General features: G+C 40.1%; 8 protein-coding genes. 2 read left to right on the top strand and 6 right to left on the bottom strand.

All coding sequences use genetic code 11. The features are described 5' to 3' along the window. Positions 1-7 precede the first annotated feature (7 nt). On the top strand, positions 8-1,045 hold the full coding sequence (locus tag ACKGJO_RS01545) for a quinone-dependent dihydroorotate dehydrogenase (protein ID WP_411321640.1): 1,038 nt from the start codon (positions 8-10) through the stop codon (positions 1,043-1,045). Here ACKGJO_RS01545 and porW read toward each other — a convergent pair. Together porW and pyk are read right to left on the bottom strand one after the other, a co-directional pair. Continuing rightward, entirely contained in the window at positions 1,026-3,719 is a 2,694-nt protein-coding gene (porW, locus tag ACKGJO_RS01540) for a type IX secretion system periplasmic lipoprotein PorW/SprE (protein WP_411321639.1), read from the bottom strand. The genes ACKGJO_RS01545 and porW overlap by 20 nt on opposite strands. Positions 3,720-3,745: 26 nt before the next feature. Beyond that, on the bottom strand, positions 3,746-5,179 hold the full coding sequence (gene pyk, locus ACKGJO_RS01535) for a pyruvate kinase (RefSeq protein WP_411321638.1): 1,434 nt from the start codon (positions 5,177-5,179) through the stop codon (positions 3,746-3,748). Positions 5,180-5,367: 188 nt separating this feature from the next. Here pyk and ACKGJO_RS01530 point away from each other — a divergent pair, with 188 nt between their 5' ends. Continuing rightward, positions 5,368-6,795: a GWxTD domain-containing protein gene (locus tag ACKGJO_RS01530; RefSeq protein WP_411321637.1), complete on the top strand. Its 1,428-nt coding sequence runs from the start codon at positions 5,368-5,370 to the stop codon at positions 6,793-6,795. Here the strand turns inward: ACKGJO_RS01530 and ACKGJO_RS01525 are convergent. From ACKGJO_RS01525 to ACKGJO_RS01510, 4 genes are all read right to left on the bottom strand, one after another. After that, positions 6,792-7,262, bottom strand: coding sequence for a hypothetical protein (locus tag ACKGJO_RS01525; RefSeq protein WP_411321636.1), 471 nt, complete (start codon positions 7,260-7,262; stop codon positions 6,792-6,794). The genes ACKGJO_RS01530 and ACKGJO_RS01525 overlap by 4 nt on opposite strands. 12 nt (positions 7,263-7,274) lie before the next feature. After that, positions 7,275-8,699: a GWxTD domain-containing protein gene (locus ACKGJO_RS01520; protein WP_411321635.1), complete on the bottom strand. Its 1,425-nt coding sequence runs from the start codon at positions 8,697-8,699 to the stop codon at positions 7,275-7,277. A gap of 116 nt (positions 8,700-8,815) precedes the next feature. Next, a complete protein-coding gene (locus ACKGJO_RS01515; protein WP_411321634.1) occupies positions 8,816-10,576 on the bottom strand; it encodes a RagB/SusD family nutrient uptake outer membrane protein in 1,761 nt (586 codons plus the stop codon). Positions 10,577-10,625: 49 nt separating this feature from the next. Next, a complete protein-coding gene (locus ACKGJO_RS01510; protein WP_411321633.1) occupies positions 10,626-13,733 on the bottom strand; it encodes a SusC/RagA family TonB-linked outer membrane protein in 3,108 nt (1,035 codons plus the stop codon). Between the last annotated feature and the right edge of the window lie 110 nt (positions 13,734-13,843).

Here is a 13,843-nt window from a genome sequence, read left to right as displayed (position 1 = left end):
TGCAGAAATGATCTACAAAAATCTTATCAAACCGGTTTTATTTAACAAAGACGCTGAAGAGGCTCACGAATTAGGGCTTAAATTGGCCTCACTGGCGCATCGCTCTAAACTTTTGCAAGTGCTGATTGCATCGATCTATCAAACGAAAGATCGATCCTTAGAACAGGAACTCTTTGGTTGCCATTTCCCAAATCCCGTTGGCCTTGCTGCCGGATTTGACAAAAACGGAAACACACCCAAAGCTATGCAAGCACTCGGTTTTGGCTTTATCGAAGTTGGAAGTATAACCGCAAAACCATCAGAAGGAAATCCCAGACCACGTGCTTTCCGCATTCCGAGAGATCGCTCCCTAATCAACCGAATGGGTCTTAACAATGAAGGGGCTGATGTTATCACCAAAAGGTTATCAGATATCGACCTGGCTATTCCCCTTGGTGTTAATATTGCCAAGACAAATGATGCCTCTATTCATGGTGATGCAGCCCTTCAGGATTATCTCTACAGCTACGAGAAAGCACAGCCAGTTGCAGATTATATCACTATAAATATTTCATGCCCGAATACCGGAGAGGGGAAAACGTTTGAAGACCCTCAGGCATTAAAAGATCTGCTTCAAACCCTGGAGCCTTCAAAAAGCGGGCGAGTACCTTCTTTGGTCAAGTTTACAGTAGATATTGAGAAACCTGCTTTGGAGAAATTGATAGAAATATGTGAGGATAATGGCGTGGCAGGTTATATGGCTACCAACACGTCATCCACTCGTAAAGGATTGAACACCCCTCAAAACATACTGAATGAAATAGGTAACGGTGGTTTAAGCGGTCTTGCTATTCAAAAACGCAGCACAAGGGTCGTAAAATGGATCAGTGAGATAACCGGTGGCAACAAGCCATTAATAGGCGTAGGCGGAATAGACAGCCCTGAGGCGGCCATTGAAAAGGTCGAGGCGGGGGCACATTTGATCCAGATCTACACCGGAATGGTCTATGAAGGACCTTCACTTGCCAAAAAAATCAACAAAGCCCTTATTGGCCGACTATCATAATTACTGTGCAAACCACAGGAACTGAACTGGCCTGATAGATCGTGGGCTCAAAAACCACGTTATTCCTAATGATCATATCCAATTCATTTGAGGTCGTATCAGTCACCTCTTCTGTTTGCAAGGCATATGAATCGACCAATCCCCTGTGATTTACCCTGAATTTGATGCTGACTGAATCTAGTTCTTCTGAGTCTGTGATCAGGGATAAGATCTCTATCTTTCCGGACCTAAATTTGAGTTCGCGATCAATCTCTTCGCAATTCACATAACCTTCGTCCTTGAGATCAATGATATACGCATCCGGTTCACTAACCTGATTCTCCTCATCGGATCCGTAACTTGAGAGTTCAGGCAGTTTGATCTCATCCTGTATGGCCTTCACTTTTCCATATAAAGATGAGTTCGGATAAGTACTTAGAAAGATATCTGTAATAGCTCTTGCACTGTCAAAGGCTGCATTTTGGTAAGGAAATAAAGATATGAGCTCTGTTTTCAACCTAAGTGAATCCGATACCAACGAACTGTCTTTTTCTAATGCCAAAATATCAGAAAAACTGACCTTATTTGGAGTAAAAGCAGAGTCAGATCCAAATGTGTCCTTAAATCTATGCCAGGCGGTTATTCTTTCATTATATAGCGAATCAGTACTTCCGGTCTGAAGATATAATTGAAGTGATTCATAAAGAACCAAGTCAGACCTTTGCTGATCTGAAAACGATAAAGACAGTTTTTTTAGTGAGTCAGCTTTAGCCTTTGTGGAAAGGCTGTCATTTTGCCTCAGCGAAATGAAGAGATCGATCAGCTTTTCAGAATCACTGTTTGTTTCGGTATCCCGGGATTCACCTCTCAGCTCCATTGCAAAACTGCTGTTTGGATATTCCTGCAATAGCCTATTTGCATACTCCATAGATCTTTCAGCATCCCCAGCATTTTCATATAGCTCTGACAGGGAATACAAGGAAACCATATTAATACGATCTTCAGATGGATTCTCAATGGCTTTTTGAAAATAGTAGGCAGCACTATCCGGCATATCCATTGACAGGTACATTAGATTGCCAAGTTCATATTGCAAGCTTGACATATTTTTTCTGATAGAATCCTGCTCATTTTCTGTGAACGGGATCTCACTTAGGTCAATTTCGACATCCAGCAAGATGGTTTCTTCACCGGGTGCTGTATCAACCGCGATCGGGCCGTCAACTGCCGTTGTGCTTATCAAACTCTGTACTCTCCAGTTATCAGTCAATGGCCGGTCTCCCCATATCATATAAAACTGTTGTTTAACTGATTCCTGTAATTCCGGGTTATTCGTGTTTAAGAACCCATTTCTACCGGAGAGACGCTGACCCGGTGAGCCGGGCTGTTCAACCGTCATTAACCGATCTTCCCTGCCCCTCTCTTGCCTCTGCTTCTGTAATTCAAGGATCTTTTGCCTACGCATGACTGTAACTACGGAATCGAGTTCTTCATCTGACATCAATCCCAGTTCCAATAAACTGTCTTGTCGAGACAGCTTACTTTTAATACGTGAGTAGGTCCCAAAAGAATTTGCGTATTCTTCTGCTCTAAACGACTCCGGTAACAGATCTCTTGATACATTAACCTGAGCCGCTGAGTCATAATACACCGCTGCCATCATAAAGTCGTCGTAACTGTAACGGTAGATCTCTGCAAGCCCATTATAACTTCTCGCTCTTATCGCCGGATTTACCGGGGCGTTGTTTGCGTGTAGCACTCTTTTATAAAGGGTTTGTGCCCTCTCAAAATTTCCTCTCTGATGCTCAGTTCTTGCAAGCTCAAAATCCAGTTCAGATAGATAATCCAGATTTTTATCATCTCTAAGCATTTCATTGAAAATATCTGCGGCTATATCATTTCGTCCCATCTCTCTTGCCAGTTCAGCTTTTTTCCTCTGTGCCAGATACTGTAACCTGTAATCTGTGTAGTGATCCTTTACCCGGTCATAAACACCGTATGCCGTCTCATAAATACCAAGCTCTTCGTAAACCTGTCCTAATAGAAAATACCCCCTGCTTTTTAAACTTTGGCTGTCAAGAAATGGAACAGACTCTCTTAATGCCTCTTCAGCCGAGGACCAATTCTCAAGTGCTACAAAGTGCTGAGCCAACAGTGTTCTCAGTTCCGCAATTTCGTTGTTATCCCAATGCTCAAGATCTGAATTTAGTTGGTCACTTACGTAAGCAATACCTTCACTATTCAAACCCATATCCAGAAAAGTTCTGCTTTTCCACAGTACAGCTTCTTTTTGCAATTTCTGTTCCTGTGTGGTCAGGTAAAGCTCATCAAACTTTTGATCGGCGGAATAGAATTCTTGTTGATAATAGTAGGAACGACCTATCAGAAACAAAGCATCATCCACCCATTTCGATTCCCGATGTTTTCTAAGAATATCAGCAGATTTCTGTATTGCTCTCTCAAATTCCTGATACCCGGCATTGACCGGCTGCTCGTGTATGCGGATCGGTATCAATGGATTATAGTCTCTGGGTTGACTTACATTTTTTTCTAAGCCGGCCTTATAACTTTTTTTTGCATTATAGAACGTATTGTAATAGGCATTGAAGTTTTTCCAGTTCGACCGTAATGATGTACTGCATCCTGCAAACAGGACAACCATTAGGACCCAAAGAAAAAGATTTCGGAAACCCATATTACTATTACACCCGAAGTTCCATGCTATTCTATCGTGCTGACCTTGATCATATTGGTACGTCCTCTCTTGGCAATTGGCATACCTGTGGCAATGATCACGCGATCGCCCTCTTTCACCATGCCATTCTCCTTGAGATAATCTTCCATCATTTTAACACTCTTATCAGTATCGAAAAGTTCATCTAAACGAACAGAGTAAACTCCCCAAACCAGATTCAGCTGTCGGCGAACCTTAACATTCTCAGTAAATGCCACGATTGGAACCTTAGGACGGAATTTTGCAATTCGGCGGGCAGTATTTCCAGAATGGGTAATGGTACTTATGGCACCTGCCTCAACATTTTCAGCTATGGTTACGCAGGAATAAGCGAGCGATTCGATCACCTGTTTTTCCTTCCATTCAGGCTTCCGGTATCCCAAACTGTTATACAGCTGAGGTCTGTTATCCTCTATAGACCGGCAGATACGATCCATCACATTCACGGCTTCCATTGGGAACGCCCCGGCAGCCGTTTCACCGGAAAGCATAACGGCATCGGTTCCATCCAAAACAGCATTGGCTACATCAGAGCTTTCAGCACGGGTCGGACGTGGATTTGTGATCATGGAATCCAGCATCTGCGTAGCGGTGATGACAGGTTTCCCTGCAGATCTGCATTTTTCAATGATCATTTTTTGAACTACCGGAACCTGTTCGGTAGGGATCTCAATTCCGAGATCACCGCGAGCCACCATGATCCCATCGGCCTCCTCAATGATCTCATCGATCACGTCCAATGCCTCAGGTTTTTCTATTTTAGCGATGATAGCAGCCTGACTGCCTGCTGCCCTTACCCTTGAAATGATATCCCTGACATCTTTTGCAGTTCTTACGAAGGAAAGCGCAATAATATCAACATCCTGCTTTATGCCAAAAGCAAGGTCATCTATATCTTTTTCAGTCATAGAAGGCACTGAGATCTTTACATTCGGAAGGTTTACGCCCTTCCTTGATTTCAGAATACCGCCTACCACCACCTTCGCCTCAAGCGAGTCGGGTAATTGAGAAGTGACTTTAAACTCCAACAGGCCGTCATCCAATAATATGGTATTTCCTTTTTCAGCCTCCCGTATCAGGCCTTTGTAATCAATCGGGATCACATCACTGGTTCCCTCAACATCTTCAGCCGTGATCCTAACAGTAGAACCTGTTTTAAGCTCCTGTGCACCATCTTTCATCTGTCCGACACGGATCTTTGGTCCCTGAAGGTCCATCAAAACCGGCACACTGTATTTATATTTTTTAGCTGCCTTTCTTATATGTTTAATGACCTTTGCATGATCATCGTGAGTACCGTGCGAGAAGTTTACCCGGGCTACGTTCATTCCATGCAAAAGCAGGTCTTCTATCTTTTCCTGTGTATTACAGCTTGGACCTATGGTGCAGACAATTTTTGTTCGTCTCCTTGCAGAAATCATAAAGAGTGATTATTTAAGTGAGTGAGTACAATTAAATGGTTAGCTAAAGATAGGTTAAATGTGGCAATCATTGTGAATTGATTTTACAAAAGGTGAGGAGGCTTTAGTTAAATAAAAACGAACTATAATAAATAGAAAGCCCCTTTGTTTATAGTTACATTAATGCAAAAGAATTAAAATACTTGATCATGACTGATAAAAATCATCTACTCATTGCAGGCCTTTTACTTAGCGCATTCCTGATCTTATCCGCTTGTTCCAACTCGTATGTGGATGATATTGATCGTGGTGATTCTTATAAATACCGTCCCGGCTTCCCGGAACTCAGGATGGCCTCCACAGTTTATATCAACAATGACAACAAACCTATACTTAATATTACAGGTGAGTTAGTAAAAGGAAGCCTTATCTATGCCAATGAAAATGATAATTACCTTGCCCGTTTCACTGTAGAGATCACTATAAAAGAAAATTCAGATACCGGTAATATACTCATAAGAGAAAGTTTCACTGATGAGATCAGCAGTGAAACCAATGATATTGTAAACAGTCAGGCTATATATCTGTTTGAGGATGAATTTGAGGTGTCTCCCGGTGAGTTACTGGTAACGGTAAGCCTTACAGACAATCAGTCATCCAAACAAACACTAAGACAAAGTACAGTGACAGTGCCCTCCCCCGGCACCAATACTTCAGCTATAACAAATGTAAGTCTTCTTACTAAAAACTCTGATCTTGAAAATGAGGAATTCAATCAGGCTACCACTTACGATATTCCTTCAAGGATGGATTCTTTAAGGTTCAGGTTCCAGGCAATAAACAGGGATCAGGAAACCGGATTGAATGTTGAGATGCGGCTTATGAAGTTTGAATCCGATACCAGTATTGCCCGGCCTATGAACTACAGTGATTATTCTCCGGCCAGTATTCAGCGTATCGGTATCGATTACGATGAATATGACGTTGTGCAATCGTCGGTTCGTAACCTGACTCAGCCGGGCAATGTGATCATTGAATACAATTTCCATGAACTGGAAAGGGGCAACTACAGGCTTGAAGTCAGTTCCGGAGAAGGTGAAGATCAAATTTATAAAGCCATTGAATTCGGAATTAAAAGCCCGAATTATCCTTCAATTAAAACTCCGAAAGAATTAGCACGCCCGTTGGCCTACCTGATGACCGAAAAGGAGTATGAAGAGTTAATGTCGATTGAGGATCCTGCTGCCCTGAAAAATGCCATCGATCGTTTTTGGCTGTCTAACGTTCAAAATTCAAATAAAGCCCGCGAAGTGATCTCTCTTTACTACGAGCGGGTTGAAGAAGCTAACAAACAATTTTCTAATTTCAAGGAAGGCTGGAAAACGGATACCGGCATGATGTATATCCTATTCGGGCCTCCTATGTATGTAAACACCTACACCACCCAAATGGTGTGGTCGTATTCCTATAACCGTGAGGATCCGGAATCCAATTTTGTGTTTGACCGCCCAAAACTTAAAACAAAGTTTTATCCCTTCGATAATTTTATTCTTCGAAGAAATAATTTTTACTACAATGTTCAGCGCAGACAGATCCAAAGATGGTTGTCAGGCAGTATTTTAAGCAGGCCTTTTTAGTTTAGGACCTTGATAGGTACAGGATAATCCTCAGTTGTTTCCAATCTAATCAGAGATGAATCTGTTTTTTGAAGTACCAATTTGCCTGTCACAGATAACACACCCTGATTGCCAAAACGATATTTTCCTTCGTCTTGGGATAATTCCTCTCGATTAATGAATTGTAAATATCTTACCAAATAAATACCAATATTTCGAGGACTTAGCGGAGTACCGTAGGTTCTTTCAGAAGTAGAATCAACAACTATATATGTACTTGGAAGTGAATATTGTAATGAATCTCCCTCTTTCATTGTTCTAACATGTGTGAATTTGCGACCATCAATTTTTATCCAGTTACCGGCATTTACTTCTTCGACTTTAGCATAATCAAATTCTATTGAGTGACCTTCGTAAGTTTTTGAACTATTACATCCTACAATAAAAATGAGTAATAGTAACAGTGCTGAAATTGATTTATTCGACATTTTATAAAATTATTAGTTTTCAATATTACCTGTTAGCCACTTTTGGACTATAAGATATTCGTTGTTATTTAATTCGTTGTTAGACCTGTCAAGTAAATAAACTGTAAAAGGAAACTCACGGGTTGGTCTTCTTTCTTTATTAAAGAAATAATTATATCGATCTGAATACCTGTCAGTCGAATAGGACCAATGAATAAAATTAAATGTTGTTCTGCTAAACATTGGTGGGCCAAATAGGATGTAAATCATACCTTGATCTGTTTTCCAACCCTCCTTATAAGATGTAAATCTTTTATTGGCTTCTTCTACTCTTTGATAGTAGATCTCAATCGTTTTCTCTGCTTTGTCAATGTTTTGAATATTTCTCAGCCAAAAATCATCTACTGCCTTTTTTAATGAATCCATATTAGCTATACTCATGATATCCTCATATTCATCTTCGTTCATGAGGTAAACCAATGATTCAGCTAGTTGTTCAGGTGTTCTAACATAAGGAAATTCTTCGCTTTTTACGCCAAAATCAAAAGCGCGTGTCAGTTCTTCCCCATTCTCATTTTTAACTTGTATCAAATATCTATAGTTACCGATATCTGGTGTTTCAAAACCAATTTTATAAGATAGCACCTCGTCATTTAATTTAATCACTCTTCTTTGTTCTGAAAGTATTTCCTCATTATTGTATTGAATTCCATTTCTATCCAAAACTGTAACTGAAAATGAAGGAGCACCTAGTTTCTTAGCAGGATCAAGATCAGATTCAAATTTTATTAGTTTTGAATAGACAGTAATTGAATCAAATTCTACATCATTTGATATATTATTTTCAAATTCTATATAATTTTTATCAGCATTTATATTATATCCGGTAACGATAGAAAATCCATCTTCTTTTTCCATCTTTTGTTTCATCAAAGTATTAGAAAGACCTAATACTTTAGCATCAGGGTCGGGTATTATCACTCGCGAATTTATGATTTCTCTTTTCCCGGAAACCAGATCAATAATCGAGATAATTACATTGTATGTACCCGGTGATTCAATTTCAAACTCTTCGGTAAACTTAAACAAATCCTCACTTTGTCTTCTCTCATCCCTGTCAATTGTTAACTCTTTTTTTACATTTCTTGAAGCAATTATTGAGTCGGAGGTTTCACTATTTATTTCAAATTCAACAAATACTCCTACTGCTTCAGTACCAGACTCAATTGAATCATTTGCAACTGATATTAAACTCGATGGTAGAATTGATGTGGTAACCAATATCTTAATTTGATCTCCGTCAACTGTACCAAAAGATGAAACTGTAAAATTTGGTGTGCCTGATACATAGGAGATTTGCTCGTTAGAATTAATTGTATCCGGTCTGCTTGTAGAACAGGCAATATTTACCATTCCTAAAACGAAAAGAAAAATCCAAAGTTTGTTGAATATCATCATATAAGTGGTAAGTATAGCACAATACGTTAACTAAAATACATTATATAAAATTTAAATAAAAAAGGCCCGCTCTAAAGCAGGCCTTTTTCCTTAAGTTTTCAAAATGGAATTAAATGTTATTCAATTCCTCTTGTTCTGCCATCACCTGCAACTTTAGAAGTATTATTAACTCTTACATTAAAGTTAACATCTTCTCTGGTTCCAGGTACTATAATATCACTGGCATTAAATTTTGCAGCATTTGCTTTGAGCTGAGCACCAAGATCTTTCCAGCTGTTAGCTCCTGAAGCTGCTCCATCTTGTCCTGCGTTTGCCGCACCACCAAAGGTGTATGGAGTGATACCGGTAATTTCCAACTCATTTGCAGGAATTGGATAATGCAAAGGAGTACCTGCTTGCAGCATATCCCATCTTCTCATGAAATACCACTGAATACCAATTCCACCCAAGTTAGATATCTCAACAGAATACTCTCTAAGAAGTGCATACTGGAATTCTGCATCGGAATTCACTGCAGTAAGCAAATCATTTCCACCTGAAAAGCCATCAGCAGGTATGTAACCTAAAGTAACTGCTGGCAAGTCCGGTGTAATATCCGTTACCCCATTGCCGTAAGGACTGTCGTCTAAGATAAGTCCGGCTGTTACTTTGTCGCCGGCTCTTAGATGAGCTTCTGCTCTTAGATAGTCAGTTTCAGCTGCAATGTAATAAGGTATTGGGTCACCTGTGCCTCCCCAATTATTTTCTGCCCATTCCCGCAAGAAAAAGTAATTGGTAAATAGATCAGCATTACGTGCTGCACTTATAAAACCGCCATCATTTGTAAACCCATAATAATCTATTCTTGGGTCATTAGTTTGAACTTCGTTTGCGGTTACGTTTGCCGGATCGCCTGGGTGCTCAGTATAATAATTTGAATCAAGCGTCCAAATGATCTTGATGTCTGGTGGTAAATAACCTGCCGGACCACTTAATAAATAAGTGTGCCAATCAAGAAGATTATTATAGAATACGTAAGACCCAACAGCAGTCGCTGTAAAGTCTTCCATTGTTGCAGCAGCATCAGGACCACCTACAGCACGGTTCGCAAAGTAAAGTACTCCACCGGGATTGGCACTCCAGTCCAGGGCATCAGCTTCTGAAGCTGTTCTTGGCGAATTAGCTAAAATACGTGCTGCCAATGAATGTGCTATTGTATTGAACTCAGCCTGACTCCATGAATCCTGAGTAGGTATCAGGTCCCAGGTAAATCCGGGTGTTGCATCTGATATGGATACTGCATTAACAATATCAGCAATACCATTTTCAATTAAAGTTGTATAAGGCACTAACTCTAAGTTTGAAAGATCAGTATCAGGATATATGTCGTAGCCTTGATCATAGATCAATCCAAGGTAACCTTTAGATACTCCACGAAGGAAATAGGCACTGGCTAACATTTTATCTGTAATATCAGCCTCATCTACCACGATGGTTTCTCCATCCACTTCGATTAATTCGATGATGGTATTTGCGGTTTGCACACCGGCATTGAATGAACTCCAGATTCCGGAATTCACTGCCAGATCTGCAAAACCGGGAAAGTTTGGCATTTCACGTCTTGGTTCATCCGTAAATACCCACCAGCTGAAAACCATATTTGTGGTCGTCATCTGGTCAGAATATGCATTCATGTTGGAGCCCCAGAGATTGGTAATCTCAAAAAAGACATCCCCTGTAGATCCTTGTAATAGACTTACAAGGTCAGCGTCGTTTGCCAAGGCACTCTCACGATTGGGATCGTTCGTATTTTCTACTGAAAGATCTGCACAGCTACTGACAACGAAAAGTGTTGCGAGCAGTAGCACAGAGCCTTTAAAGAAGTTTATGTTTTTCATAATAATGAGTGTTTTTTAAATATTTTTAAATAGGTTATTTCATCTTTCATTAGAAACGTACCTGAATGGCACCCGTGAAAGTTCTGAAATTAGGATAAGAATACTCGTCTAAACGGAAGTTAGTAGAGTTAGTTCTTAGAGCCACCTCTGGATCAAAACCTGTATAATCAGTAAACGTTAACAGATTACGTCCGGTTACTGACAGTCTGATCTCTTCCACATAGTTTCCAACAGATCCAAGTTGTTTCTGACCCATTGTATAGGATAATGCAACTTCTCTAAGTTTCAGGAAGCTCGCATCCTCCACAAAATAAGATGAGGCATTAGCACCATTGTAGATTTCTGATGAACTGTTAGAATAGGCTACATCATAACCTGCTGCACCATGCTCTTGCTGGATCTTATGACGATTGTTAAATATTAACAACTGCTTGGTGTAGTTATACACATCTCCGCCTTGGTTCCAGTCTAACAGTAGATATAGTCCAATACCTTTATAATTAAAGGAGTTTGAAAAACCAACTGTGAAGTCCGGATTTGTATTACCAATGGCTGTAACTGATGTAGATCCATCTTCGTCAACCATATATGTGATCTGCTCATCCGGTGTGCCGTGAGTACCCGCAGGAACTACGTAACCTTCATCGTTTATCTCAAAATCATCAACTGTCAAAGTTCCATTGCCATCAGTATCAATACCATTGTTTAGAACTTCACCGTTAACTACGGTTAATTGATCCAGTGATGTCAAAGCTTTGTTACCATACATAGTTCCGTAAGGCACGCCAGCTTCAAATCGGAAAAGGTCAATTGCCCCCCCTGCAGATCTGGTGAATGGAGGGATACCACCTAAGCTTGTAACTTCCTGAGTAATTTTACTCCAGGTTAGGCTTGAACTCCAGGATAAGTTTCTGTTGTCCACTATTTGGCCTGATAACATGAATTCCAGAGCCGAACTTTCAATTTCACCTACGTTTTGCCACTGAGCAGAGAATCCTGCAGTACTTGATAATGGCACTAGTAAGTAGTCATTCTCAACATTTGTGATAGCGTAGTTTGCCTCAAAGTTGTATCTGTCAAGGAAGGTAATATTGGTACCAAACTCGAACTCGGCCACAGTTGATGGCTTGATTTCGTTGTTACCAAGAATACCCGGTGAAATACCACTCGAAGAGGCACTATAGGTCTCATACTGTGCGGAAAATGGTGGTCGCTGACCTGAAGTACCGTAAGAGGCCCTTACTTTCCATTCGTTAACACCATCTATATCGAAATCTTCAGTAATTCGGTAAGCAAGTGACCCTCTGTAATAGGTTTGCCATCTTTCTTCAGAACCAAATCCTGATGACCCGTCACGTCTAACCAAACCAGATACTATGATCTTATCTAAATAGTCAACGTCAACATTAAGGAAGAAGTTCTCCGCCCTAACTATTTGACTGTATGAACCAATATTATAGGTGTCACTATCTGTACTACCAATACTGCGAATATTAGGAACCGGATAATCACTACCTGAAAGTGAAACTTGATCAGTCTCCCGATCTTCGTAGAGATATTTAAGTGTGGTATTCAGGTTAAAGTCATCAAATTCCTGATTGTACTCAAACCATAACTCACTTATAGCGGTTGTAAACTCAGAACGAGCTCTTGAATCAAAACCATTATTCAAAGTCGGGCTTGGTGTTGGTGTTTGATACCCTTTAGGATAATAGGTTTCATTATTTCTGAATTCCTTATCCAAAGATTGGCGACCATTAATGCTAAGATTATTTGTAATAGCATAATTAATGGTCAATCCGGCAATAACTCTATCTCTTTGGAAGGCCGTAGTTCTTTGTTCAGCTACATAAAGTGGGTTCTGAAAGTTAGAACTTTGAACATCATAACCTGTTAGTCCTTCATTCTTAAATGTGCCATCTGCATTTTTTTCATTGAAATTAATGAATGGCTCAGCAGTAAGGGCGGAGTAAAAATAGTTAGAACCCTGACCCTGCTCTGGAATAGTTGGCGCTTCAACATTTATGTAAGAAGCACTTACGCTGGCATCTAACTTATCGTTAGGTGTGAAATTAGCGTTAAACCTTACAGAATTTCTTGTATAATCTTCTACAGGTTCAATAACACCACCTTGTACAAAATTATCATACGAAACGCGGTAATTATAAAGCTCACCTGAATTCGCTAAAGCAACTGAGTTGTTGCTGTATGGATTACCGGTAAAAATAGCTTCCACATTATCTCTTAATGGAACCGGATAATCATTATCAAAGCGGCGATCGGCATCATAGTTGTCATAACCGTCCCATGTAACGATATATTCACCAGTGGAATCCAATACTAAATTGTTGCTAAGATCCCATGGGTGCTTGGTTGCAGAAGGATAGTCAGACGCAATTTCAGAATAACCATATTCGCTTCTGATTGTTAATTCAGGTTCCCGAACTTTATTCGCATTTCTTTTGGTAATAACCTGAATAACACCGTTACCGGCAAGTGAACCATATAAAGAAGCTGCAGCAGCACCTTTAACGACCTCAATTGACTGAACGTCATTCATGTTAATATCACCCAAACTACCTGAAGTGATCACTCCATCAACGATTATAAGTGGAGACTGATTACCATTTATCGAAGTAGATCCACGCAAACGAATGTCAGGAGCCGAAGATGGGTCACCTGAAGCTCGTACGATTGTAACTCCGGATACCTTACCACGAAGTGCAGATGCCGGATCTGCTGCAGGTACTTCAGAAAGTTGTTGTTCACTCACCTTTCCTACAGAAAAGCCAAGTTTTGTTGTTTGTGTACCTTGTCCTACACCGGTCACAACAACGTCTTCAAGACCGAAGTAATCTGGTTCAAGGTCAAAATCTACAACTACATCCGAATTACCAACCTGAACGGTTGTTTCCGATTTCTTGTATCCAAGAAAGGATGCGGTTACAGTATATGTACCACTTGGTACGTTACTAATTGTGTATTCACCATCTACGTTTGTAGCAGCTCCACGTGATAATTCTGCAATTACAACGTTTGCTCCCGGCATAGTTTCGCCGGTAGTAGCATCTGTTACAACACCTGAGATTGAACCCTGAGCAAACAGGATCACAGGCACTAGCATAATGAATGCTGTTGAAAGTAGCTTTCTAAGCATAAGTGTCCTCAATTTTAATTTTTATTCTGATTTTAGAATTTATCTCTTAAGTCAGAGATGTTAGATGATATCGTAATGGGATAGTCTTTTTCATTACGATGCCATAGAAT

It is taken from the genome of Gracilimonas qinghaiensis, assembly GCF_046602855.1.
In the GTDB taxonomy this organism is placed as follows: Bacteria; Bacteroidota; Rhodothermia; order Balneolales; family Balneolaceae; genus Gracilimonas.
This window is presented reverse-complemented; position numbering and strand designations above follow the sequence as displayed.